Consider the following 24286-nt stretch of genomic DNA (forward strand, 5'->3'; position numbering starts at 1 on the left):
CGCTGATAGATAGGTCTGCACTACGGCCACTACTGCTGGTCGTCGTCAGGCCTGGGCGTCCGCACCGCGGTGAGCAGGATGGTGTCGTCGGTCTCGGGGGCCCGCACGAAGTCGGCCGACACCTGCTGCGGGCTGCCGCTCGCGGCGTGCCCGTTGGCGGTGACCGGTGTGCTGTTGATCCGGATGATCTGGGTCGCGTCGGCGGGCTCGTCGGCCTCGACGTCGGCGTCGCGCCCGGCGACCGGACGGTTGACCGGCCCGACCTGCTTGGCCAGCGGCGGCTGCGGGCGGCGCTGCTCGACCGCGGCGGAGCCGGCGGTGGCGTTGCCCCGGATGCCGGCGCGCGCGTTGACCTGCTTGGTCAGGCGGCGCCGGGCGATCGCGTCGTAGGCCACCACCGCGGCCGCCATCAGCAGCAGGCCGACGGCGAGCACGACGATCTGGGCGCGCAGCACGTTGGACCGCGAGGGCGTGACGTTGAGGCCCGGGTCGAGCACCTGGGTGCTGATCTCCTCGCCCGCCTTGGGCTTGTATTCGGCCTGGCGCGCCTTGACCTCGTCGCTGATCAGCTTGGTGACCGCCTCGACGGTGGCGAGCGCCTTGGCGCTGGTCTCGCTCGAGATCTCCACGGACATGATCGAGCTGCGGGTGACCAGCGTGATCTCGTAGGCGGAGTCGCCGCCCGCCGCGACGACCTTCTGCCGGGCCTCGCCGGACGACGCCGCGATCTGGACCGCCTGGGCCATCTGGGTCTCGCCGATCCGCAGCCACGGGTTGCCGGGCGCCGGCGTGGCGCCGTTGGCCGGCGTGCTCACCGAGGTGGTCGGCGGGACGAGGATCACGGTGGCCGTGGTCTTGTATTCGGGCTGGATCGAGCTGCCCAGGGCGACCGCGGCCGCCAGCGTCAGGATGACGACCGGGACCGCGACGTACCACCGCCGGACGACGAGCTTGAGGAGGTCAAGGAGGTCCATGAAAAGGCCCTTTGATCGGATGCGGCGGGAAAAGAAGGGGGCGTCGGGTCGTCAGTTGACCGTCTGGTTGGTATCACGAGGGCTCGCCGGTCGGTTGCCTCCCCCCACCGGTGAACCTGATTTGTAGCCTTTTCGCGTCTCGACCAGCAACCGGTCCCACAGTCGGATGTACGACTTGGCCTGGTGGTCCCAGGCCAGCTCGTCGACGAACCGCTGCCGGGCGACGCGGCTCATCGTCGCGCGGGCCGCGCCGTCGCTGAGCAACAGGTCCAGCGCCTTGGCGAGCTCGTCGGGTGTGCCGGTCGGCACGTAGAGCGCGGCGCCCTCGGCGGTGCGCCGGGTCTCCAGCAGGTCGACGGCGACGACCGGGAGACCGCGGGCCACGTATTCGACGGTCTTCGCCATCGTCGACAGCTCGGCCATCTTCGTCGGCGGGTCGGGCTGGATCGCGACGGTGGCCGTGTTGAGCAGCGCGTCGACCTCGTCGGCCTCGAGCCAGCCGCGGAACTCGACCACGTCGTCGAGGTTGCGGGCACGGGCGAGCGCGCGCAGCTCGGGCAGGCTGTCGCCGTCGCCGGCGACGACCATCTTCCAGTCGGCGCTGCCGCGCAGGCCGATCAGCCGCTCGGCGGCCAGCACCGCCGCGTCGACGTGGTCCTGCGGGTTGATGACGCCGAGGTAGACGATCTGGTGCCGGCCGGTGTGCGGCAGGTTGCCGTCGAAGGCGACCTCGGCGATCGTCGGGCCGTTGCGCACCACGACCACCTTGCCGGGGTCGAGCCCGCCGCGGGTGATGGCCAGGTCGCGGTAGGACTCGTTGGTCGAGACCACGGCGGTGGCCCAGCGCCACGACATCTTCTCGAACCACTTGAGGATGGCCAGCACCCGTGGGTCGGGGGTGTCCGTCTTGCACTCGTAGAGCTCGGGGCTCAGGTCGTGGTGGTCGAACACGAACGGCCGGCCGAGCGCGCGCATCAGCACCGCCAGCACCCAGAAGACGTCGGGCGGGTTGCACGCCTGCACCGCGTCGACGCGGGTGCGCAGCATGAGGCCCAGCAGCCGGAACGTCACGGCGAGCAACGACCAGGCGAACTCGAAGGCGAACGACAGGACGCCGGAACCGGCCAGTGGCTGCGGGAACGACCGGATGTCGGTCGCCCGGCTGCCCGGCAGGCGGGTCAGGCCGGCGGAACCCCGCGGGCAGATCACCGTGACCCGGTAGCCGGCTTCTTCCAGCGCCAGGCACTCGCGGATGACCCGCCGATCACGCTCGACCGGGAGGTTCACCACGACGATGACCACGTGCCCCCGCGATTTGGTCATCTCCACCTCTGGATACTGTGGACAGATTGTGTGTTCCCTTAAGGGAGACTTAACACAGGCGACGATGCTCTATCCGAGCCACGCGTGGCAAGGGTGACCGGAGCGCCGCTAGTGTCGACTTCACTACATGGGCGTGGCTGATCGGTCGATTGCTCGTCGGAGTCTCGGACCATACTTGCTGGCGGGTCGGTCGGCTAAATCCCGGAAGTGCCACCAGATGGTGGTGGTCCGCCGGATTTGCTGGGAATGGCCCGTCAGGAATCAGACATCACCTCCACTTGATCCAGTCGCTAGCCTGTGCGCCTGCGCACCGGATGCGTACATGTGAATCTTTGGGGGAGGTGGCGCATGACGCGCCCACGACGTCCGCTGCGCGCCCTGTTGGCCGCGGCGCTGGTCGCCGGAGGGCTCGGCGCGCTGGGCCCGGCCAACCCGGCCGAGGCGACCACGCTGCCGAGCGGCTTCCAGGAACAGATCGTGTTCAGCGGGCTGAGCCAGCCCACGAACATCGAGTTCGCCCCCGACGGCCGGATCTTCGTCGCCGAGAAGGGCGGCCGGGTGAAGGTCTACGACAACCTGGCCGACCCGACCCCGACGGTGTTCGCGGACCTGTCCACCAACGTCTTCAACGTCTGGGACCGCGGCCTGCTCGGCCTCGCGCTGCCGCCCGACTTCCCGGCGAACCCCTTCGTTTACGTGCTCTACACCTACGACGCACCGCCCGGCCAGACGGCGCCCTACTGGAACGACAACTGCGGCGACGCCAACAACGGCCAGTGCGTGGTGCAGGGCCGGCTGTCCCGGCTGCAGGCCGCCGGCAACGTGATGACCGGCAGCGAGCAGGTGCTCATCACCGACTGGTGCCAGCAGTTCCCCAGCCACTCGATCGGCGACCTCAAGTTCGGCGCCGACGGCATGCTCTACGTGAGCAGCGGCGACGGCGCGAGCTTCAGCGCCACCGACTACGGCCAGCTCGGCAACCCGCGCAACCCGTGCGCCGACCCGCCGTCCGGCGTCGGCGGCACGATGAACCCGCCGACGGCCGAGGGCGGCGCGCTGCGTTCGCAGGACGTGCGCTCGACCGGCGACCCGACCGGCCTCGACGGCACGGTGCTGCGGCTCAACCCGGCCACCGGCGCGGCCGCGGCCGGCAACCCGCTGTCGGGCTCGGCCGACGCCAACGCCCGCCGGATCGTCGCGAACGGCCTGCGCAACCCGTTCCGGCTGACGATGCGGCCCGGCACCAACGAGGTGTGGGCGGGGGATGTCGGCTGGAACGTCTGGGAAGAGGTCAACCGCGTGACCAACCCGACCGCGGGCGTCACCAACTTCGGCTGGCCGTGCTTCGAGGGCAACGGCCGGATGGGCTCCTACGACGGCGCCAACCTCAACCTGTGCGAGTCGCTCTACACCGCGGGCGGGCACACCCAGCCCTACTACACCTACAACCACACCGGCGCGGTCGTGCCGGGTGAGAACTGCGGCAACGGCGGCGACGCCACCAGCGGCCTGGCGTTCTACCCGGCCGGTGGCGGCAACTACCCGGCGGCGTACGCGGGCGGGCTGTTCTTCGCCGACTACTCCCGCAACTGCATCTGGGCGATGAAGGCGTCCGGCGGCCTGCCGTCGGCCGCCAACATCGAGGCGTTCGGGCAGGCCGCGGCCGGCCCCGTCGACCTGGCCATCGGGCCCGGCGACGAGCTCTACTACGTCGACCTCGGCGGCACGGTCCGGCGGATCCGCTACTTCCCGGGCAACCAGCCGCCGGCGGCAACGTTCAGCGCCACGCCGGTCGCGGGCCAGCCGCTGCGGGTCGACTTCGACGCGAGCGCCTCGACCGACGCCGACCCGGCCGACCAGGGCCGGCTCACCTACGCGTGGGACTTCACCGACAACGGTTCCACCGACGCGACCGGCGTGACGGCGAGCTTCACCTACCCGGCCGCGGGCAGCTACACGGCGAAGCTCACGGTGACCGACACGCTCGGCGCGACCGACACGCACCTCGTGACGATCCAGCCGGGCCGCACGGCGCCGGTCGCCGCGATCGACACCCCGGCCGCGGGCACCACCTGGAAGGTCGGCGACACGCTGACCTTCACCGGGCACGCCACCGACGCCGAGCAGGGCACGCTGCCGGCCGGCGGGCTGTCCTGGCGGCTGCGGATGCACCACTGCGAGAGCGTCGGCAACTGCCACGTGCACGAGGTGCAGCAGTGGTCGGGCGTCGCGGGCGGTTCGTTCGTCGCGCCGGACCACGACTATCCGTCCTATCTGGAGCTGGAGCTGACCGCGACGGACGCCGACGGGTTGAGCCACACCACCTCCCGGCAGCTCGACCCGAAGACCGTCGACCTGACGTTCCGCAGCAACCCGTCCGGGCTGTCGCTCAACGCGGGCGCGTTCACCGGCACGACGCCGTTCACGCGGACCGTCATCCAGGGCTCGACCAACACGGTCAGCGCCCCGTCGCCGCAGAGCTCCGGCGGCAGCACCTACACGTTCGCCACCTGGTCCGACGGCGGCGCGAACAGCCACGTCATCACCGCGCCGACCGCCGCCACCAGCTACACGGCGACGTTCACCGGCACGAGCGGCTGCGTCGACAGCTTCGGCTACACCTGCTCCACGCAGACCGGCCAGCCGTTCGTCGCGGCCGACGGCGCGACGCTGCCGTTGACCGGTGACGACGCGCTGACCCAGGTGTCGCTGCCGTTCCCGTTCCGGCTGTACGGCCAGGAATACGGCAACGCCTGGGTGTCCACCAACGGCTTCGTGTCGTTCGCGGATCCGGGCCAGGCCGGGCTGATCGCGGTCAACAGCCCGCTGCCCAACGCCAGCACCCCCAACGCCGCGCTCTACCCGTTCTGGGACGACCTGGTGCAGCGGGCCGACTCGACGGTGCGCACCGGCGTGACCGGCACGGCGCCCAACCGGAAGTTCGTCGTGGAGTGGCGCAACAGCGGCTACTACGGCTCCGCCTCGGGGCGCATCCGGTTCTCCGCGGTGCTCGGCGAGGACGGCACGGTCACCTACCACTACGGCGATCTGTCCACGAACGACCGTGAGGAGGGCAACTCCGCCACGGTCGGCATCGAGGACGGCTCGGGCACCGTCGGTCTGACCCACTCGTTCGACCAGCCGGTGCTGCGCGACGGCACGACGGTGACGTTCACGCCGCCGGGCGGCAACCCGCCGCCGACCTCGGGCACCATCTCGGGTGTCGTGAGTGCCAACGGCGCGCCGCTGGCCGGCGCGACGCTGACGCTGTCGCCCTCCGGGCGCACGGCGACCAGCGCGGCCGACGGTTCCTACCAGTTCACCGCGGTGCCGCCGGGCGCCTACACCGTTTCCGGCACCGCGCCGGGCGGCTTCACCGGCTCCGCGCCGGTCACGGTGACGGCGGGCGGCACCCACACCACCAACCTGACGCTGACCGGGCCGCCGCCGGGCGAGGGCGACTACACGAAGACGACGGCGCAACGGGCGTACGTGTCGACCGCGGACGGCACGGCGTTGCCGCTCGCCGGCGACGACGCGTACACCCAGGTCTCGTTGCCCTTCGGTTTCGAGTTCTACGGGCAGCAGCAGAGCACCGCGTGGGTGTCGACCAACGGCGTGCTGTCGTTCGTCAACCCCAACGGCGCGACCCCGGAGAACACGGCGATCCCGGCCGCCGCGCTGCCCAACGCGGCGCTCTATCCCTTCTGGGACGACCTCGTGCAGCGGACGGGCAGCGTCATCCGCACGAAGGTGGTCGGCTCCGCGCCCAACCGGCAGTTCGTCGTCGACTGGTTCAACACCGGGCTCTACGGCTCGTCGTCGGCGCGGATGTCGGTTCAGGTCGTACTCGCCGAGAATGGTGAGATCAGCTTCAATTACGCTGACCTCGCGGCGTCGGGTCGGGAACGCGGTGACTCGGCCACGGTCGGCATCGAGGACGCGGCCGGCGTCAACGCCGTGCAGCACTCGCACAACCAGGGCGTGCTCACCAACGGCACAGCGGTCGTGTTCACGCCCAACTGACGTCCCCGTGACCAACCGGACGGTCGGATTCGGACCGTCCGGTTAACGGGACAGGTCGCGTAGCTGACGATCCGCTGTCGTCCGTGGCGTGAGCATGTGTTGTCATCGTCCGCGTCGCGGGATGGAGCAGAGCGTGTCGTTGAGCGTGCGGCGGTTCCTCGCCGGCTTGCTGGCGTCGGTGTTGGGCGCACCCCTGACCGTGGGTGTGCTCGCCGCGCCCGCCGCCGCGGGCCCGCCACCCACCGGGTTCACGGAGCGGGTCGTGATGAGCGGCCTGTCGAACCCGACCAAGCTGGTGTTCGCGCCCGACGGCCGGATCCTGGTGGCGCAGAAGAACGGCGTCGTCAAGATCTTCGACGACCTCTCCGACACCACGCCGACGGTCCTCGCCGACCTGAGCGACGAGGTGTTCACCTACGGCGACATGGGCCTGCTCGGCCTCGCCGTGCCGCCGAACTTCCCGGCGTCGCCGTACGTCTACGTCAGCTACACCTACGACGGCCCGATCGGCGGCAGCGCGCCCACCTACGACGACCGCTGCGCCAACCTCGGTGACTGCGTCGTGAGCAACCGGGTGTCCCGGCTGCGGGTGGCCGGTGACGTGATGACCGGCAACGAGCAGGTGCTGCTGCACGACTGGTGCGTCCAGTACGAGACGCACGCGATCGGCAACATCGGCTTCGGCCCCGACGGCGCGCTCTACGTCAGCGGTGGCGACGGCGCCTCGCCGGCCTTCCCCGACTACGGCCAGCGCGGCACCGTGACCAACGCGTGCGGCGACCCGGGCGCCCCGGTCGGCGGCACGATGACCCCGCCGACCGCCGAGGGCGGCGCGCTGCGCTCGCAGGACGTCCGCACGCCGGGCGACCCGACGGGCCTGAACGGCACGTTCATCCGGGTCGACCCCGCCACCGGCGCCGCGCTGCCGGACAACCCGATGGCCGGCAGCTCCGACCCGAACACCCGCCGGATCCTGGCGTACGGCCTGCGCAACCCCTATCGCTGGGCCTTCCGGCCGGGCACCTCCGAGGTCTGGTTCGGCGACGTCGGCTGGCGCAACTGGGAAGAGATCGACCGCCTGGCCAACCCGCTCGACGGTCCCGTGGAGAACTTCGGCTGGCCCTGCTACGAGGGCAACGAGGACCAGAACGGCTACAACGCGCCCAATCTCTCGCTCTGCGAGAACCTCTACTCGCAGGGCCAGAACGCGGTCGTCTGGCCGCAGTACACCTACCACCACGCCGCGCAGGTCGCGTCCGGAGACGGTTGCCCGACCGGCGGTTCGTCGCCCAGCGCGCTGGCCTTCTACCCGGCCAGCGGCGGCAACTACCCGGCGACGTACCGCGGCGCACTGTTCTTCGGTGACTACGCGCGGCAGTGCGTCTGGGCGATGCTGCCGGGTGCCGGCGGGGTGCCCGACGCCGCCAACATCGTGCCGTTCACCTCGACCGCGGCCACCCCGGTCGACCTCGAGATCGGCCCCGACCAGCGGCTCTACTACGTCGACCACAACGGTGGCACGATCCGCCGGTTCGACTACAACACCGGCAACCAGCCGCCCACCGCGGCCGTCACCGCGACGCCCACGGCCGGCAACGCCCCGCTCGCCGTCAGCTTCGACGCCGCGGGCACGACCGACCCGGACCCGGGCGAGGTGCTGTCCTACCAGTGGGACTTCACCAACAACGGCTCGTGGGACGCCTCCGGCGTGACCGCCTCCTACACGTACGGCGCGACAGGCGTCTACACGGCCCGGCTGCGGGTGACCGACCTCGGCGGACTCGCGTCGGAAAAGACGGTGCAGATCCTGGTCGGCACCGGCGCGCCGACCGCGGTCATCGACACCCCGGCCAGCAACCCGAGCTTCAAGGTGGGTGACGCGGTCTCGTTCACGGGCCACGCCACCGACCCGCAGCAGGGCACCCTGCCGGCCTCGGCGCTGCACTGGCAGCTCCTGATGCAGCACTGCTACCCCGACGGCAGTTGCCACACCCACAACGTGCAGGAGTGGGACGGCGTGGCCGGCGGCACGTTCAACGCGCCCGACCACGAGTTCCCGTCCTATCTGGAGCTCAAGCTCACCGCGACCGACAGCGGCGGCCTCAGCCACACGGTCACGCGGCGGCTCGACCCGCGGCACGTCGACCTGACGTTCCAGAGCAACCCGCCCGGCCTGCAGCTCAGCGTCAACGGGGTGCTGGTGACCACGCCGGCCACCCACACCGTGCTGGCCGGCTCGACCAACTCGATCAGCGCGCCGACCCCGCAGTCCGGGTACGCGTTCGACCGCTGGTCCGACAACGGCGCCGCCACGCACGTGGTCGTCGCGCCCGACAACCCGACCACCTACACCGCGACCTACGAGTCGACCGGTGGCGGCGGTGGCGGTGCCTACGAGGTCTCCGACTCGACCGGCCAGCCGTTCGTGGGCGCCGCCGCGACCACGCTGCCGCTCTCCGGCGACGACGTGAAGCAGCAGGTCTCCCTGCCGTTCGCGTTCCCGTTCTACGGCGTCGCGCAGAACAGCGTCTGGGTGACCAGCAACGGCTTCCTGTCGTTCGCCGACCCGGGCTGGACCGGCCTGATCGCCGAGAACACCGCGCTGCCCAACGGCACCGCGCCCAACGCGGGCATCTACCCGTTCTGGGACGACCTGGTGCTCCGGGCCGACTCGGCGATCCGCACCGAGACGCTCGGTTCCGCGCCGAACCGCCGGTTCGTGGTCGAGTGGGAGAACATCGGCCACTACGGCTCCAACTCGGCGCGGCTGTCGATCAGCGCGGTGCTCCACGAGTCCGGCCGCATCGACTTCAACTACGACCTGCTGAACTCGGCCCGCGAGTACGGCAACTCGGCCACCGTCGGTGTCGAGGACCCGGCCGGCGCGGCCGCGACGACCTACTCGTTCAACCAGGCCAACCTGGCCAACGGCAAGCGGATCACGTTCACGCCGGCCGGTGAGGGCCCCGAGGAACCGCCGGCGCCGACCACCGGCACCGTGCGGGGCACGGTGACCAACGCGGGCACCGGGGCGCCGATCGTGGGCGCGAGCGTGACGCTGGCGCCCGGCGGAGGCTCGACCGTGACCGCGAGCGGTGGGGGCTACCAGTTCGGCGCGGTGCCGCCGGGCACCTACACGGTGACGGCGACCTCGTCGGGCCAGTCGGCGTCGAAGCAGGTGACGGTGACCGCGGGCGGCACGGCGACGGCCAACCTGGCCATCGGTGGCGGCGACCCGCCGAATCCGCCGACGGGCGGCTACACGAAGACGACCCAGCAGCGCGCGTACGTGCCGGCGACCGGCGGCAGCACGGTCCCGATCACCGGCGACGACGCGACGGCGGCGCTCACCCTGCCGTTCCCGATCCCGTTCTACGGGCAGGCGCGGACGCAGGCGTGGGTGTCGACGAACGGCTTCGTCGCGTTCGCCGAGCCCGACTGGGCCCAGCCGGAGAACGCCGCGCTCCCCGCGGCCGCACTGCCCAACGCCGGGGCGTACGCGTTCTGGGACGACCTGGTGCTGCGCGCGGACAGCGCGATCCGCACCAGGGTCACGGGCACGGCACCCAACCGGCAGTTCGTCGTCGAGTGGAGCAACGTCGGCCACTACGGCTCGGCGTCCGCCCGCATCACGGTGCAGGCGAGCTTCGGCGAGGACGGCGTGATCGCCTTCAACTACACCGACCTGGCGGCCTCGAAGACCCGCGAACGCGGCGACAGCGCGACGGTGGGCCTGGAGAACCCGACGGGCACGGCCGCTGTCCAACACTCCTTCAACCAGCCGGTCCTGGCCGACAACCAGGCGATCGTCTTCACGCCGAACTGAACGCCCGCTACGGTCACGGGATGGCTCCCTCGTGGACGTTCGCCGTCGATCCGACCGATCTGAGTCGCACCACCGTCGCGCACGGGGTGGCCGGGGAGGTCGGCGACGGTGAGGCGTTGCTGCGGGTCGACCGGGTCGGCCTGACCGCCAACAACGTGACCTACGCCGTGCTCGGCGAGGCCTTCCGTTATTGGCGGTTCTTCCCGCCCGCCCACCGCGGCCTCGAGGCGGGCTGGGGGCTCGTGCCGTTGTGGGGCTTCGCCGACGTGGTCGCCTCGACGGTCGAGGGGGTGACGGCGGGGCAGCGCGTCTACGGCTACCTCCCGCCCGCGACCCACCTGGTCGTGCGGCCCGAGCGGGTCGACGCCAACGGGTTCCGGGACGCGGCCGCGCATCGGGCCGACCTGCCCTCGCCCTACAACGCCTACCGGCTGACCACCGGTGACGCGGCCTACCGGGCCGACGAGGAGGACCTGCTGGTGCTCTTCCGGCCGCTGTTCTTCACGTCGTTCATGCTCGCCGACTACCTGGCCGACAACGGCTTCTTCGGCGCCACGACGCTCGTGCTGTCGTCGGCGTCGAGCAAGACGGCGTACGCCGCCGCCTTCGAGTTGCGCGGCCGCGGCCCGCGGGTCGTCGGGCTCACCTCGCCGGGCAACGTGGCCTACACCGCGTCGCTCGGCTGTTACGACGACGTCCTCTCGTACGCCCAGGTCGAGACCCTGCCCCCGGCACCGACCGCCTATCTCGACCTGTCCGGCGCGCCCGCGACCCGCGCGTCGCTGCGTGAGCACCTCGGTGGGCACCTGATCCGGGACGTGGCGGTCGGGCTGACCTACCAGGTGCCCAACATCGAGGCCGCCGGCGAGTTCTTCTTCGCGCCGACCCAGATGCGCAAGCGTGGCGCCGACTGGGGCCGCGACGAGCTCGACCGGCGGTTCGCCCAGGCGTGGCGGCGGTTCCTCGACGCGCTCGGCGACCGGATCGACATCCAGGTCGGCCACGGCCCCGAGGCGCTGCGCACCGCGTGGCTCGACGCCGTCGCCGGCCGTACGCCCGCCCGGATCGGCCAGGTCGTCCAGCTCTGACGGCCGACGACTATGCGGCGACCCGGCGGGCGAAGGCCGTCACGTTGGCCATGGCCCGCTCGATCCGCTCCTCCAGCGTCAGCGTCTCCTCGCGGCGCACCATCCGCATCTTGGGTTGCCGCTTGCCACGGAGATAGAGCGAGCAGGCGAGGTCGGCGCAGAGATATTGACCGACCGTGTTGCCGTTGCGGCCGGCCGGGCCCGCGAGCGGCGCGACGAACAGCGCGACCCCGGAGGCCGCGTGCTCGGTGAGGCAGACGTGGCACATGCTCGACCGCGTCAGGCCGGCCGCCCGGCGCGGCTCGGGGCGGCGCAGCACGATGCCCGTCGGCCCGTCGTCGCCCGGCAGCACCAGCAGCGCCCGCAGCGGGGCGGCCGGGTCGGTCCAACCGAGGAAGTCGAGGTCGGCCCAGGGCACGCCGCCACCGGCGAAGCCGGCGGGCAGCCGGATCCGGCCGGCCTCGCCCTTGCTGCAGTTGACGAACGAGTCCCGGATGGCGTCTTCGGTCAGTGGTTCCACGCTGGCGAAGCTAACCGCCGCCCGCCACCGGGTCATCCGGTTTTCAGCTCCGGTCGGCGACCTGGACCTGGCTCTGGGCGAGCGCCCGGCGATGCCGCACCGGCATCCGCAGGCTCTCCGCGACGTCGAGCACGTTCTGGTCCTGGGTGACCGTGAAGCCGTGCCGGCCGAGCAGGGTCGCCATCGCGGTGGGGGCCCAGGTCGAGCGCCAGGGCTCCCGGGTGAAGACGCTGGACCGGCCGGCGGACCGGGCGAGCGCCCGGGCGACCAGGAAACCGAGGCGCAGGAACGGCACGGGGAGCTGGAAGTTGACGACCAGGCGGCTGCCGGGCGCCGAGCAGGCCGCCAGCGCCCCGACCGTGGCCTCGACGTCAGCCGGCGTGAGATAGGGGACGACGCCTTCCCAGATCCAGGTGGTCGGCCGGTCGCGGCCGTGCCCGGCGGCGGCGAGGGACCGGCTCAGGTCGTCGGTGCGGAAATCGACGGGTACGAAGGCCGGTGCCCGGCCGGTGAGCGCGGTGGCGCGGTCCCGCTTGTCCCGCTGCGAGGCCGGCTGGTCGACCTCGAACACCGCGCCGCCGGCGAGTTCCGGCATCCGCCAGGCGCGGCCGTCGAGCCCGGCGCCGAGGATCACGACCTGCGCGAGCGGCCCGGCGCGCAGCGCGTCGTCGATGGCCACGGTCCGCGGCACCATCAGCTCGGTGATCGCGGCGACGCCTTCGTAGGCGACCCGCGCCTGCCAGTCCCGCGGCGCCGCGCCGTCGCGGACCCACGCCACTGGCACGCGCTCGTCGGCGCGCAGCAGCGGCAGGGCGGTGGGGTCGGCGAACCGGTCCGGCGCGATCAGGCCGTCGGCCGCGGCGCGGCCCTGGCACACCAGCACGGCGGTGCGGCTGGCGGGTGTCTCGGGCATCACCTCGACGGTAGCGCGGTGATCCTCAGCCGCCATTCACACACACCGGACGCGGGCACGACCGCGGCGTCGGCCGGCCCGGCCTCCGCCAGGTCCCAGACCCTGCCGAGCATGGGCTCGACCCCGATGCTGCGGTACGGGCGGTCCGCCGGCCAGCCGCGCAGGTTGCGCCAGAGCGCGGTGGACACCGGCTGGCCCGGCGCGTCGAGCGTGAAGGTCAGCCGTTCGCCGTCCGCCACGGTGACCGTGGGGCAGTCGACCAGGATCGCGCCGGTCGCGGTGCCGTCGTCGGGGCCGAGCCGGGCCAGCGGCGTCGGCCAGACCTCGGGCGCGGTGCCGCCGTCCACGAGCACCCGGGTGCCGGCCGGCGCCTCCAGGACGGCGGCGGGGGACAGGTCGAGCAGCGCGTGCGCGGCCCAGACGAACCGCCAGCCGGGATCCGCCGACAGCCGGTACGCGACGCCGCCGCCGGCCTCGAACGTGCGGCGCAGCACGTAGCCGTCGCCCGCCACCGTCGCGGTCGCCTCGTCCACGACCGTCCACACCCGACTCCACGCGTCGCCGTGGTCGGGCTCGCCCCGGACGGTCGGCAGGATCTCCTCGAGCCCGCCCGCGTCGACGAACGCGGCACCCGGCCGCACGGCCGACCGTGCCGGGTCGGGCCGGTGCCACAGCCACTCCCGGCCGGCCCCGCGCAGCGAGGTCCACCGCCCGCCGTGCGAAGGGTCGGCGGCGATCGTCACCACTCGGCGAAGGACCCGTCGTCGTGCCGCCAGACCGGGTTGCGCCAGGCGTGCCCGGCCGCGTCGGCCCGCCGGACCGCCGCCTCGTCGACGGTGATGCCGAGGCCGGGCGCGTCCCAGCGGGCGATGTGCCCCTCCACGATCCGCAGCGGCGCCGGGTCGGCCACGTAGTCGAGCAGGTCCGCGCCGCCGCGGTGGTAGTGGATGCCCATGCTCTGTTCCTGGATCAGGAAGTTGGGCGTGGCGAACGCGACCTGCAGGCTGGCCGCCAGCGCGATCGGGCCCAGCGGGCAGTGCGGGGCGAACAGCGCGCCGTAGGTCTCCGCCAGCGCGGCGATCCGGCGCACCTCGGAGATGCCGCCGGCGTGCGAGAGGTCCGGCTGCACCACGCTGACGCCCGCCTGCAGCGCGGGCAGGAAGCCGGCCCGGTCGTAGATCCGCTCGCCGGTGGCCACCGGGATCGAGGTCTGCCGCACGATCTCGCCGAGCAGGTGGGTCTGCTCAGGCACGAGCGGCTCCTCGACCAGCAGCGGCCGGAACGGCGCGACGGCCGGCAGGATCATCCGGGCCGCCGGGAGGCTGGCCCGGCCGTGCAGGTCGATCGCCATGTCCCGGTCGTCGCCGAGCGCGGCCCGGACGGCGGCGGCGCGGGCCACGATCCCGTCGATCTCGGCGCTGGTGGGCACGGGGGACAGCCGGCCGCTGGCGTTCATCTTGACCGCGGTCATCCCGGCCGCGACGTGCTCCGCCACGGTGTCGTTCAGCTCGCCGGGCTCGTCGCCGCCGATCCACGCGTACACCCTGGCCTTGTCCCTGACCGCGCCGCCGAGCAAAGCGTGCACGGGAGCGCCGTACGCCTGCCCCGCGATGTCCCAGAGCGCCTGGTCGATGCCGGCGATCGCGCTGGAGAGCACCGGGCCGCCGCGGTAGAAGCCGCCCTTGGTCAGCACCTGCCAGTGTTGCTCGATCCGCAGCGGGTCCTCGCCGAGCAGGTATTCGGAGAGCACCTCGACCGCGGCCCGGACCACCTCGGCGCGGCCCTCGACCACCGGCTCGCCCCAGCCCACCAGCCCCTCGTCGGTGGCGACGCGGCAGAACAGCCAGCGCGGGGCGACGAGGAACGTCTCAATCTTGTCGATCTTCACGGTGGGTCCTCTCCAGCCGGGCCACGTCGTCGATGGCCTGGTCGAGCAGCTTGCGCATGGCGCGCGCGGCCTGGGCGGGGTTGTGTCGCCGGATCCCGTCGACCACTGCTTTGTGGCTGGGCACCGGATCGGTGGGTCCGTCCGCGCCGTGCACCATCCGGTCGCGTTCGGCCAGACCCGTCTCGATCACCACCTCCATGCGCTGGATCAGCTCGTTGTGGGTGGCGGCGAGCAGAGCGCGGTGGAAGGCGAGGTCGGCGGCGACCGCGGCGAGCGGGTCGGCGCCGGCGTCGGCCATGTCGGCCAAAGCGGCGTCGAGTGCCGCGATGTCCTCGTCGGTGGCCCGCGCGGCGGCCAGGCTGGCCGCGCCCGGCTCGACGATGCTGCGCAGCTCGTGCAGGTCGTCGAAGAGGCCGGGGCGGTGCGCGCGGGCGAACTGCCAGCGCAGCACGTCGGCGTCGAGCAGGCTCCAGGCCGCCCGGGGCCGCACGAACGTGCCGCGCTTGGGCCGCGCGTCGACCATGCCCTTGGCGGCGAGCACCCGCAGCGCCTCGCGCAGCACGGTGAGGCTGACGTCGAACTCGGACTGCAGCGCGGTCAGGTCGAGGATGGCGCCCTCGGAGATCTGGCCGGTGACGATCCGCTGCGCGAGGAGCTCGACCGTCTGGCCGTGCACGCCGCGCGCCGTGTACTGCTGCATCCGTTGCCTCTCCCATGGTTGCGCTGTCATGCCGACCCTTCGATGACGGCCACGCCGTCATGCCGATCCCTTGGTGGCGGTCCAGCCGCCGTCGACCACCAGGCTCGTGCCGGTCACGTAGGCCGCTTCGGGGGAGGCGAGGAAGGCGACGGCAGCGGCCACCTCTTCGGGCGTGCCGAATCGCTTGGCCACCGTCTCGGCCACGCTGCGCGCGCGGTCCTCCTCGGAAACCCAGTCCCAGGCGGCGGTCATGATCGGTCCAGGTAGGACGGTGTTGACCCGTAGCGCCGGACCATACTCCACGGCGAGCTGCCGGGCCAGCGCGACAAGCCCGCCCTTGGCGGCCGCGTACGCGGGGCGGCCGGGCAGTCCGACCAGCGCGTGGACCGAGCTCACCACGACCACGCTGCCGTCGTGCGCGCGCAGGTCGGGCAGCAGTGCCTTGACACCCAGGAACGTGCCGGTGAGCGTGACCCCGATCTGCCGCTCCCAGGACGCCAGGCTGGTCTCGCCGGCCGGGGCGACATCCACGGTGTACGCGTTGCTGACGAGCACACCCACCGGGCCGAACTCATCACGTGCGGTAGCCGCGAGCGTCGCCCAGTCGGCCTCGCTCGCCGCGTCCGCGCGGATGCCCAGCGCCCGGCCACCGGCAGCGGTGATGCGGGCTGCGACATCGTCCGTCGGGCGCACGTCCGCGAGCACCACGGCGGCCCCGTCGGCGGCTAGTCGCACCGCACAGGCAGCGCCGATGCCGCCGGCCGCACCGGTGACAACAGCAGTGCGACCTGCGAAGCTACCCGCCATGGGACATCCTCCCGGATCACGATGTCTTCATTAATTACGAAGATATGTTGACAGGCCATCAACCGTGATGCAACCTCTTGGAAACACGACCCAGGAGGCTTCGCATGGTTTCTGCTCCCTTCAGTCGCCGCGGGTTCCTCGCCGGTATCGGCGGAATCGGTGCGGCCTCGCTCCTCGGCGCTTGCGCTACGGGGAGTGACAGTGCCGGCGGTGCCGCCGCCACGACGCTGACCCTGCAGTCGTCGCTTTCCGACCCCGACCCCAAGGCCGCCCTCACCAAGGTCGTCGAGGGCTACGGCAAGACCCCCGTCACGCTCAACACCATCGCGATCGAGACGTTCCGGGCCCAGCTCCCGACCTACCTCAACTCGGGCAACCCGCCGGACGTGCTGACCTGGTACGCCGGTTCGGTGGCCCGTGACTACGCCAGCAAGGGCTTCCTGCTCGACGTTTCAGACCTGTGGACCGGCAGCGGCGCCTGCGCCGGGTTCTCGCCGGCGCTCAAGGAGCTCTCCACGGCCGACGGCAAGCAGATCTTCGTGCCGACGAACTACTACTGGTGGGGCGTCTTCTACCGCAAGTCGGCGTTCCAGGAGTGGGGCGTGCAGGTCCCGACGACCTGGGACGAGTTCATCGCCGTCTGCAAGACCATCAAGAGCAAGGGCGTCGCGCCGATCAGCATGGGCACCGGCTCCACGCCCTGGGTCGCCTCCGGCTGGTTCGACTACCTCAACCTGCGCATCAACGGCGCCGAGTTCCACCGCGAGCTGCTGGCCGGCAAGCACCCCTTCGACGGCCCCCAGGTCAAGACGGTGATGGACCACTACCGCCAGCTCGTCGAGTACATCGACCCCAAGGGCCGGTCCTACTCGTGGCAGGACGCGGTCACGCCGCTGACCTCGAAGAAGGCCGGCATGTACCTGATCGGCGCGTTCATCACCTCCGGCGTCCCGAGCGACGCGGTCGACGATCTCGACTTCTTCCGCGTGCCGATCATCGACCCGAGCGTGCCGGTCGCCGAGGAGGCGCCCACCGACGGCTACTTCGCGAGCGCCAAGTCGAAGAACCCCGAGGGCGCCAAGGAACTGCTCTCCTACCTCGCTTCCGCGCCGGCCCAGCAGCAGTTCATCCAGCTCGCCAAGTCGTCCAACCTGCCGACGTCGCAGCAGGTCGACACGACCACCTTCGCGCCGCTGGTGCAGAAGGGCATCAAGCTGCTGAACGAGAGCAAGGCGATCACCCAGTTCTTCAACCGCGACTCCAGCGACGAGTTGCAGACGACGGCCGACACGGCGCTGACCAAGTTCCTGGACAAGCCCGGCGACGTCAACGCGATCCTGGCCGAATGGCAGGCCTCCGCGAAGAAGGTCCTCGGCTCGTGACGGCGGTGACGGCCCCACCACGGCGGCGGCGCGCGGGACTGCGCGCCGTACCCAAGGTGGTCTGGGTCTTCCTGTTGATCCCGGCGGCGGTCGAGATCGGCATGGTGTTCTGGCCGGCGGTCAACAGCTTCTACCTGTCGTTGACCGAGTGGAACGGGCTGGGCGCCGCCCAGCCCGTCGGGCTCGAGAACTTCCGGAACCTGTTCGCCGACGACATCTTCCGCGACGCGCTGTGGAACAACGTGCTGTGGGCGGTCGGCTTCGGCGGGCTCTCCGTGCTGGGCGGGTTGGGGCTGGCCATCGCGCTCAACCGGCCCCGCCGGGGCGTCGGCCTCTACCGCAGCGCCATCTACCTGCCGATGGTGTTCTCGCTCGCGGTGACCGGCCTGTTCTGGCGGGTGCAGTACCAGCCCGACGGCACCATCAACACGCTGCTCGGCGCGATCGGGCTGGAGAGCGTCGAGCGGCAGTGGCTGGCCGACCCGGACACCGCGCTCTGGGCGGTGCTGGTCGCGGCGGTCTGGCGCCAGGTGGGCTACGTGATGGTGCTCTACCTGGCCGGCCTGAAGAGCACCGACCCGTCGCTGGACGACGCGGCCGCGACCGACGGCGCCGGCGCCTGGCAACGCTTCCGGTACGTCACCTGGCCGCAGTTGCGCGGCGTCAACACCGTGGTCTTCGCGGTCACCGTGATCGACTCGCTGCGCACGTTCGACATCGTCTGGGCGATGACCCAGGGCGGGCCGTACCACTCGTCGGAGCTGCTCAGCACCTACATGTTCCAGCAGGGCTTCACGTTCCTGAACCTCGGCTACGCGTCCGCGATCGCGGTGGTGATCTTCGCACTCGCGCTGGTCTTCATCATCACCTACCTGGTGCGGGCCACCAAGGAGGAGGCCGCCTGATGTCGACCGCGACCCTGACCCCCGCGCCGCCGCGCACCCCGCCGGCCGCGCCCGGCAAGCCGAAACGCAGGCGCGGCTGGGTCTTCCACGCCGTGCTGGCACCACTGACCCTGCTCTGGGTCGCGCCGATGGTGTTCGTGCTGGTGCTGGCCTTCCGGTCCTTCGACGACATCGCCGGCAACGGCACCGCCGCCTGGCCGGCCTCGTTCAGCTTCGACGGCTTCCGCGAGGCGATGGGCCGGGGCACGATGGGCCGGGCGCTCTGGACGAGCGTCCAGGTGACGGTGCCGGCCGTGCTGCTGAGCCTGCTGTTGGCCTCGTGGGCGGCGTACGCGCTGGCCCGGTTCGCGATCCCCGGCCGGCGCGCCATCCTGCTCACGATGCTGGCCGGCAACCTGCTGCCCCCGCAGATCCTGCTGATCCCGGTGTCGCGGGTGATGGAGTCGCTGGGCATCTACGACACGCTGGCCGCGCTGGTGATCATCCATGTCGGCTTCGGGCTCGGCTTCTACACGTTCGTGCTGCACGGTTTCATGCGGTCGATCCCCGGCGAGCTGACCGAGGCGGCCAAGATCGACGGCGCCGGGCCGATCGCCATCTACGCCCGGATCATCATGCCGCTCTGCCGGCCGTCGCTGGCGGCGCTCGGCGCGCTGGCGACCACCTGGATCTTCAACGACCTGATCTGGGCGATCACCGTGCTGCGCACCGAGGCCAAGCTGCCGGTCACCGCCGCACTGCTCAACCTGCAGGGCGGGTACGTGAGCAACTGGAACGTGGTCGCCGCGGCGTCGGTGATCGCGGCCGTGCCCACCGCCATCGTGTTCTTCGCCTTCCAGCGGCACTTCGTCTCCGGCCTGTTGATGGGATCGAGCAAGTGAACACTCCGATGACGATCTCGTTGTGGGACTTCACCTGGTACACCCGCACCGGTCCCGGTGAACCCTTCGCCGACCTGGGCGTGGCGTTCCGGGAGGCGGTCGACCGGGGCTACGACACGGTGCGGATCTGCGCCATGCCGTACCTCCTGTTCGGTTCCGGCCTGGACACGTCCTCCTTGCGGTTCGCCGGTCTCGGCGGCGAGTTCGCCCAACGGACCCGGTGGTACGACGTGCCTCCTGGCCCGGCGGTCGACGGCCGGGCGTGGTTGCTGGAACTGTTCCGCCAGGCCGCCGCGCACGGCTGCCGGATCATCGTGTCCAGTTGGGAATATCAGCAGAGCCCGTCGTTCTCGGTCGACGACGCCTGGCATCGCGCCCTGCGGGCGGTGCCGCGCGGCGAGCGCCCGGTCGTGCTGGCCGACGCGCACGCCGACCTCGTCGACTTCGTGCGGGCCGAAGGGCTCGGCGACGTCATCGCGTACGTCGAGTTGCACAACGAGGTCCAGTACAGCGGGCTGCACGCCGGCGAGGGTGTCGTCGGGCTGCGGGAGTCGCTGGAGCGCGGGATCGACCGGTTCAAGGCGCGGCACGCGGACGTGCCGGTGACGGTCAACTACGCCCGGGTGCCGGTGGGGGAGATGCGCGGGCTGCCGCGCAACATGGACGTCGCGGTCTTCCACCCCTACGTGTACGGCGTGCTGGGGCAGTTGTACGACGAGTTCGCGCTGCGCGACACCGCGCGGCCGTTCCCGCAGGAGCGGGCGTTCGCGGAACTGCTCCGCGCCGGCGCGCCAAGACTCGAGGACTGGCGGCCGCCGGCGTCGTGGAAGAGCGAGGCGACGATCGTGCCGCACCGCGAGATCTACGTCCACGACTGGTGCGACCCCGACAAGTGGGACCGGTGGCTCTACGACCGCTACGGGGAGCACCGGCGGGCGATGCGGGAGACGCTCGACACCTGGCTGGCGGTGGCGGCCGACTTCGCGGCGGGGCGCGGGATCCCGCTGGTCTTCGGCGAGGGCTGGGTCGGCTACACCCCGCTGCACGCCTCGTTCGAGGAGGGGCCGGTCGGCGCGGAGATCTGCGCCCACGCCGTGCGTACCGCCCGGGACCTCGGGGCGTGGGGCACCGTGGTCTGCTCCAACGCCGCACCGCACCATCCGATGTGGGGAGACGTGGTCCTGCAACGCCGGCTGAACGACGAGTTCCGGGAGAACCGCTGACCATGTGGACCATCGCCGGTGCCAGCACCGAGTACACCGTGGCCGCCGCCGACGACCGGGTCGACCTCGTCGCCTGGGGCCCCGTCGGGGTGTCCGACGGGCCGTCGCCGTTCGCGTTCCACGGCAAGGTGCAGTACATGCTGCCCGGCGACGTCGCCGCGGTGGAGTACGCGCCCGACGGCGTGCGGCCGTTCCTCGGCGCGGACCTGGCCGTGGCGGGGCACGCGCTGACCTGGCGGCTGGACTCCGTCTCTTCGGAGGACGGGCTGGCGGCCACGTTCGTCGACGAGGTGACCGGGCTGCGCGTGGTGACGCACTGGCGGTTCGCGCCCGGCACGGACGTGGTCGAGCGGTGGGCCGTGGTGCACAACGACGGCGCGGCGCCGGTTTCGCTGACCAGGCTGGGCTCGGCCGGCTTCAACGTGCCGACGCCGGGCGGTGCCTCGCTGTCCTACCTGTGTGGACAGTGGGCGCAGGAGTTCACCCCGGCTGTCACCCGGCTCGCGCGGGGGCGGTTCGAGATCGGCAGCGCGCAGGGCGTCACGGGGCATCAGTTCGCGCCGTACCTCGCGGTGTCCACCGAGGACGGCGTCTACGGCGTCGCGCTGGCCTGGACCGGCTCGTGGCAGATCACCGCCGACGCCGACGCGGCCGGGCTGACCCGGGTGCGGGTGGGGCGTGCGCTGGACGGCGCGCCGGTCACGCTGGCGCCCGGCGAGTCGGTGACGACGCCGGTCGCGGCCGGTGCCTACAGCGCCGACGGGCTCGACGGGCTGGCCCGGGTGTGGCACGCCTACCAGCGGGTGTCGGCCCGGCTGGACCGTACTCCCAAGGTCATCTACAACTCGTGGGAGGCGACGACCTTCGACGTCACCGCGGCCGGGCAGCTCGCTCTCGCCGACGTCGCGGCGTCGCTGGGCGTGGAGACGTTCGTCGTCGACGACGGGTGGTTCGTGGGCCGGCACGACGACTACGGCGGCCTCGGCGACTGGACCCCGGACCCGGCCAAGTTCCCGGACGGCTTCGGCGCCTTCGTTTCCGAGGTGCGCGCGCGGGGGCTCGAGTTCGGTCTCTGGGTCGAGCCGGAGATGGTCAACCCCAGGTCGGCCCTGTACGCGGCCCATCCCGACTGGGTCTACCAGGCCGACGGGCGGCCGCGCAGCACGATCCGCAACCAGTATCTGCTGAACCTCGGCCGGCCCGAGGTCCACGAGTTCGTGTTGTCCACACTGGACTCATTGCTGTCGTCGTACCCGATCTCGTACCTGAAATGGGATTTCAACCGCCCGCGGACCGAGGCCGATCGCACGGTCGCCGACCTGGACGGCGCGCACGTGCGCAACCTCTACCGGATCCTCGACCACCTGCGCGCGGCGCATCCCGACGTGACCATCGAGGGTTGTGCCGCGGGTGGGGCGCGGGTCGACCTCGCGATGGCCGCGCGCACCGACGTGCTCTGGCCGAGCGACAACACGGCGCCGCTGGACCGCCTGCGGATCCAGGACGGCTTCCTGTCGGCGTACGCGCCGCACCTGATGAGCTCGTGGGTGACCGACTCGACGGGCCTGTTCGACGAGCGCCCGCGCTCGCTGGCGTTCCGGTTCGTGCTGGCGAGCGCCGGCGTGCTGGGCATCGGCGCGGACATCACGAAGTGGTCGCCGGCGGAGCGGGCCGAGGCGGCCGCGTGGGTCGCCCGGTACAAGGAGGTCCGCGACGTGATCACGCGGGGCGTCGTGCACCGCATCGGCGGGCCGGGGTCGGCGCGGTGCGCGGTGCAGTACAGCCTCGGTGACCGGGTCGTCGTGCTGGCCTGGAACGCCGGGGGTCTCGACGGGCTCGACCGGGTGCCGGGCCGCGCCGTCCGCCTGCCGCTGCGCGACCTGGACCCGGCCGCCCGCTACCGCGCGGGCGACGCGGTCTATTCCGGCAGTCACCTGATGGCGGTCGGGCTGCCCGTGCGCTGGACCGCCACGCACGACGCGGACCTGATCGCGCTTCGGTTGGCGTAGGAAAAGCGTTTGCCCGGCGGGGTCGGCGGGCGCGATGCTCCCGCGTGATGAGCACAGACGACGAGTTGCTGGCGTTGCACGACGAGCAGGTACGCGGGACGATCGCGGACCGGCTTCCCCCGTCCTGGCGGGCGGCGTGGGACGGGCCGGTGCTGTACGCCCGATCCCCGCAGCGGGAGATGGCGTTCGCGCGGGACCTCGGCGGTGTCGACGGGGCGGAGTTGGACGCGTTGATCGCCCGGGTGCGCGAGCGGGCGGCGGCGGCCGGGCGGGCGGTCGAATGGAAGACCTATGGTCATGACCGGCCGGACCTGACGTCGCGGTTGCGGGCGGCGGGCTTCGTGCCGGAGGACGTCGAGACGGTGGTGATCGGCGCGGCGGCCGACCTGACGGAGGCGGGCGGGGACGTTGCCGGTGTCACCATCCGCGCGACCACGGACATCTCAGATCTGCGGCGGATCGCGGCGATGGAGTCCTCGGTCTGGGGCGCCGACTGGTCGTTCCTGGCCGACGACCTGCACGACCGGATCGAGGCGTCACCCGACGACCTGGCCATCTTCGTCGCGGAGGCGCACGGCGAGGTCGTCTCGGCGGCCTGGCTGGCCGCCTTCCCGGGCACGGAGTTCGCGGCACTCTGGGGCGGCTCGACGTTGGCGGCGTGGCGCCGGAAGGGTATTTACCGGGCGTTGGTCGCCCGCCGGGCGAGGGTCGCCGCTGACCGGGGGATCAGATATCTGATGGTCGAGGCCTCCGACGACAGCCGCCCGATCCTGCAGCGGCTGGGATTGCGCGCGGTCGGCACGACCACCCCGTGGGTCTGGACACCGCCGGCTTCCTAAGTTCGTTGGTCCAGGCGGATTGGACCGTGCCGGGTGGGTGGTGGGTCCGGGTGCCCGTAGAACCACATCGACCCGTGGGCCGGGATCTGTCGCCTACAGCGCGGGTGCGCCTGCTGGTGGGCGGATCGTGGCGCGGGGGCCGAGGGCCGAGCCGCCTGCCGGGACGTCGTCCAGGACAACGGCGTTGGCGCCCACCTTCGCGCCCTGGCCCAGGTGGACCGGGCCCAGCACGCGGGCGCCGACGCCGATCACGACGTCGTCTTCCAGCGTGGGCTCGCCGGTGTTGTCGCGTTGGCCGATGGCGACGTCGTGGAAGAGGGTCACGTTGGCGCCCAGCACCGCGCGCTTGTGTACCGCGAGCCCGCGCCCGGCGTGGTGCAGCCGCAGGCCGGGGCCGCAGGCGAGCTGCGGCGGTAGGTCGCAGCCGACACCTAGGCGCAGCAGGAAGAGGTTGGCCACCTTGTGCGGCAACCCGAGCAGGAGGCGGGCGGCACCGCGCCGGCGGTCGGCCCACTGGCCGTAGCGGAAGACGAGCAACACCGCGCGGGTCAGCGGGTCACGGTTGCGGGCGAAGTCCTGCCGGAGGTTCTCGCGCAGCGCGGCCAACGTCGCTCTCCAGGGTGGGTGGCGGTGAACCGCGCCAGTATGCACCCCGGCCGCGGCCGTCCTCCATCCGCTGGTCGGGCGGGGCAGGCCAGGCTTCGGACCGGCTGGCACAATTCGCCCGTGACGTCGAGGAAGCCGCGCCGGAGGTTGCTGACGCTGGGGCTCATGCTCCTGCTCACCGCGGTGCTCCTGCCCGAGATCGTCGCGGAGGGCGGTTGGCGGGCCTGGGTGGGCGTACCCGTCTCCGTCGGTGTGCTCGGCGCGTTCCTGGCTGAGATCTACCGCGCTAAGTCGGGAGATCAACCATTCGCGAAACGGGACACTGACCGGTCTTGTGACGGTTGACGCGATTCGATTCCATGGACGCGGGCCACTA

General features: G+C 71.9%; 19 protein-coding genes. 10 read left to right on the top strand and 9 right to left on the bottom strand.

From position 1 onward, the window contains the following. Positions 1 to 29 precede the first annotated feature (29 nt). Positions 30 to 974, bottom strand: a complete 945-nt coding sequence (locus Asi02nite_RS03820) for a YveK family protein (protein ID WP_203710719.1) — start codon at positions 972 to 974, stop codon at positions 30 to 32. A gap of 51 nt (positions 975 to 1025) precedes the next feature. After that, positions 1026 to 2297 carry a glycosyltransferase family 4 protein gene (locus tag Asi02nite_RS03825; RefSeq protein WP_203710720.1) on the bottom strand — a complete coding sequence of 424 codons (1272 nt, stop codon included), beginning with the start codon at positions 2295 to 2297 and terminating at the stop codon, positions 1026 to 1028. A gap of 348 nt (positions 2298 to 2645) precedes the next feature. On the opposite strand from Asi02nite_RS03825, the gene Asi02nite_RS03830 reads away from it, so the two are divergent. From Asi02nite_RS03830 to Asi02nite_RS03840, 3 genes are all read left to right on the top strand, one after another. Next, complete coding sequence (locus Asi02nite_RS03830; protein WP_203710721.1) at positions 2646 to 6323, top strand: NIDO-like domain-containing protein; 3678 nt, start codon at positions 2646 to 2648, stop codon at positions 6321 to 6323. Positions 6324 to 6456: 133 nt separating this feature from the next. Beyond that, a complete protein-coding gene (locus Asi02nite_RS03835) occupies positions 6457 to 10149 on the top strand; it encodes an NIDO-like domain-containing protein (protein WP_239126449.1) in 3693 nt (1230 codons plus the stop codon). A gap of 20 nt (positions 10150 to 10169) precedes the next feature. Next, positions 10170 to 11237: a DUF2855 family protein gene (locus Asi02nite_RS03840; RefSeq protein WP_203710723.1), complete on the top strand. Its 1068-nt coding sequence runs from the start codon at positions 10170 to 10172 to the stop codon at positions 11235 to 11237. 10 nt (positions 11238 to 11247) lie between these two features. On the opposite strand, the gene Asi02nite_RS03845 is transcribed toward Asi02nite_RS03840, so the two are convergent. From Asi02nite_RS03845 to Asi02nite_RS03870, 6 genes are read right to left on the bottom strand one after another with little or no spacing between them, the layout of a single operon-like run. Further along, a complete protein-coding gene (locus Asi02nite_RS03845) occupies positions 11248 to 11757 on the bottom strand; it encodes an FBP domain-containing protein (RefSeq protein WP_203710724.1) in 510 nt (169 codons plus the stop codon). A gap of 43 nt (positions 11758 to 11800) precedes the next feature. After that, positions 11801 to 12670, bottom strand: coding sequence for a class I SAM-dependent methyltransferase (locus Asi02nite_RS03850; RefSeq protein ID WP_203710725.1), 870 nt, complete (start codon positions 12668 to 12670; stop codon positions 11801 to 11803). After that, entirely contained in the window at positions 12670 to 13416 is a 747-nt protein-coding gene (locus Asi02nite_RS03855; RefSeq protein ID WP_203710726.1) for an aldose epimerase family protein, read from the bottom strand. Before Asi02nite_RS03855 ends, Asi02nite_RS03850 begins: the two co-directional genes overlap by 1 nt. Continuing rightward, on the bottom strand, positions 13410 to 14558 hold the full coding sequence (dgoD, locus tag Asi02nite_RS03860; RefSeq protein WP_203710727.1) for a galactonate dehydratase: 1149 nt from the start codon (positions 14556 to 14558) through the stop codon (positions 13410 to 13412). Before dgoD ends, Asi02nite_RS03855 begins: the two co-directional genes overlap by 7 nt. Further along, positions 14539 to 15288: a FadR/GntR family transcriptional regulator gene (locus Asi02nite_RS03865; protein ID WP_239126450.1), complete on the bottom strand. Its 750-nt coding sequence runs from the start codon at positions 15286 to 15288 to the stop codon at positions 14539 to 14541. Before Asi02nite_RS03865 ends, dgoD begins: the two co-directional genes overlap by 20 nt. Before the next feature lie 27 nt (positions 15289 to 15315). Then, the gene (locus Asi02nite_RS03870; protein WP_203710728.1) at positions 15316 to 16065 is read right to left on the bottom strand and encodes an SDR family NAD(P)-dependent oxidoreductase; all 750 of its coding nucleotides are present in this window, start codon (positions 16063 to 16065) and stop codon (positions 15316 to 15318) included. A 104-nt stretch (positions 16066 to 16169) separates the two neighbouring features. On the opposite strand from Asi02nite_RS03870, the gene Asi02nite_RS03875 reads away from it, so the two are divergent. Genes Asi02nite_RS03875 through Asi02nite_RS03900 form a run of 6 tightly spaced genes read left to right on the top strand, consistent with a single transcriptional unit; the run spans position 16170 to position 23304 of the window. Next, the gene (locus Asi02nite_RS03875; RefSeq protein ID WP_203710729.1) at positions 16170 to 17447 is read left to right on the top strand and encodes an ABC transporter substrate-binding protein; all 1278 of its coding nucleotides are present in this window, start codon (positions 16170 to 16172) and stop codon (positions 17445 to 17447) included. After that, positions 17444 to 18352, top strand: a complete 909-nt coding sequence (locus tag Asi02nite_RS03880) for a carbohydrate ABC transporter permease (protein ID WP_239126451.1) — start codon at positions 17444 to 17446, stop codon at positions 18350 to 18352. Before Asi02nite_RS03875 ends, Asi02nite_RS03880 begins: the two co-directional genes overlap by 4 nt. Then, on the top strand, positions 18352 to 19233 hold the full coding sequence (locus Asi02nite_RS03885) for a carbohydrate ABC transporter permease (RefSeq protein WP_239126452.1): 882 nt from the start codon (positions 18352 to 18354) through the stop codon (positions 19231 to 19233). Before Asi02nite_RS03880 ends, Asi02nite_RS03885 begins: the two co-directional genes overlap by 1 nt. Before the next feature lie 8 nt (positions 19234 to 19241). After that, positions 19242 to 20456, top strand: coding sequence for a cellulase-like family protein (locus Asi02nite_RS03890; protein WP_203710730.1), 1215 nt, complete (start codon positions 19242 to 19244; stop codon positions 20454 to 20456). Positions 20457 to 20458: 2 nt separating this feature from the next. Continuing rightward, positions 20459 to 22465 (top strand): alpha-galactosidase, encoded by a 2007-nt coding sequence (locus Asi02nite_RS03895; RefSeq protein ID WP_203710731.1) that lies wholly within the window; start codon positions 20459 to 20461, stop codon positions 22463 to 22465. A gap of 47 nt (positions 22466 to 22512) precedes the next feature. Next, on the top strand, positions 22513 to 23304 hold the full coding sequence (locus Asi02nite_RS03900) for a GNAT family N-acetyltransferase (RefSeq protein ID WP_203710732.1): 792 nt from the start codon (positions 22513 to 22515) through the stop codon (positions 23302 to 23304). Positions 23305 to 23397: 93 nt separating this feature from the next. Here the strand turns inward: Asi02nite_RS03900 and Asi02nite_RS03905 are convergent, their stop codons facing one another. Next, on the bottom strand, positions 23398 to 23910 hold the full coding sequence (locus tag Asi02nite_RS03905; protein ID WP_203710733.1) for a serine acetyltransferase: 513 nt from the start codon (positions 23908 to 23910) through the stop codon (positions 23398 to 23400). Positions 23911 to 24030: 120 nt separating this feature from the next. Between Asi02nite_RS03905 and Asi02nite_RS03910 the strand changes: the two genes are divergently transcribed. Further along, positions 24031 to 24255: a hypothetical protein gene (locus tag Asi02nite_RS03910; RefSeq protein WP_203710734.1), complete on the top strand. Its 225-nt coding sequence runs from the start codon at positions 24031 to 24033 to the stop codon at positions 24253 to 24255. Positions 24256 to 24286: the final 31 nt, after the last annotated feature.

Origin of the sequence: Asanoa siamensis, assembly GCF_016862555.1 — a bacterium.
Taxonomy (GTDB): Bacteria; Actinomycetota; Actinomycetes; order Mycobacteriales; family Micromonosporaceae; genus Asanoa; species Asanoa siamensis.

Excerpts from the sequence above, each read along its gene's own strand:
- Asi02nite_RS03820 (WP_203710719.1), bottom strand. The coding sequence starts at position 974 with ATGGACCTCCTTGACCTCCTCAAGCTCGTCGTCCGGCGGTGGTACGTC.
- Asi02nite_RS03825 (WP_203710720.1), bottom strand. The coding sequence starts at position 2,297 with ATGACCAAATCGCGGGGGCACGTGGTCATCGTCGTGGTGAACCTCCCG.
- Asi02nite_RS03830 (WP_203710721.1), top strand. The coding sequence starts at position 2,646 with ATGACGCGCCCACGACGTCCGCTGCGCGCCCTGTTGGCCGCGGCGCTG.
- Asi02nite_RS03840 (WP_203710723.1), top strand. The coding sequence starts at position 10,170 with ATGGCTCCCTCGTGGACGTTCGCCGTCGATCCGACCGATCTGAGTCGC.
- Asi02nite_RS03850 (WP_203710725.1), bottom strand. The coding sequence starts at position 12,670 with ATGCCCGAGACACCCGCCAGCCGCACCGCCGTGCTGGTGTGCCAGGGC.
- Asi02nite_RS03865 (WP_239126450.1), bottom strand. The coding sequence starts at position 15,288 with ATGACAGCGCAACCATGGGAGAGGCAACGGATGCAGCAGTACACGGCG.
- Asi02nite_RS03870 (WP_203710728.1), bottom strand. The coding sequence starts at position 16,065 with ATGGCGGGTAGCTTCGCAGGTCGCACTGCTGTTGTCACCGGTGCGGCC.
- Asi02nite_RS03875 (WP_203710729.1), top strand. The coding sequence starts at position 16,170 with ATGGTTTCTGCTCCCTTCAGTCGCCGCGGGTTCCTCGCCGGTATCGGC.
- Asi02nite_RS03885 (WP_239126452.1), top strand. The coding sequence starts at position 18,352 with ATGTCGACCGCGACCCTGACCCCCGCGCCGCCGCGCACCCCGCCGGCC.
- Asi02nite_RS03890 (WP_203710730.1), top strand. The coding sequence starts at position 19,242 with ATGACGATCTCGTTGTGGGACTTCACCTGGTACACCCGCACCGGTCCC.
- Asi02nite_RS03895 (WP_203710731.1), top strand. The coding sequence starts at position 20,459 with ATGTGGACCATCGCCGGTGCCAGCACCGAGTACACCGTGGCCGCCGCC.
- Asi02nite_RS03900 (WP_203710732.1), top strand. The coding sequence starts at position 22,513 with ATGAGCACAGACGACGAGTTGCTGGCGTTGCACGACGAGCAGGTACGC.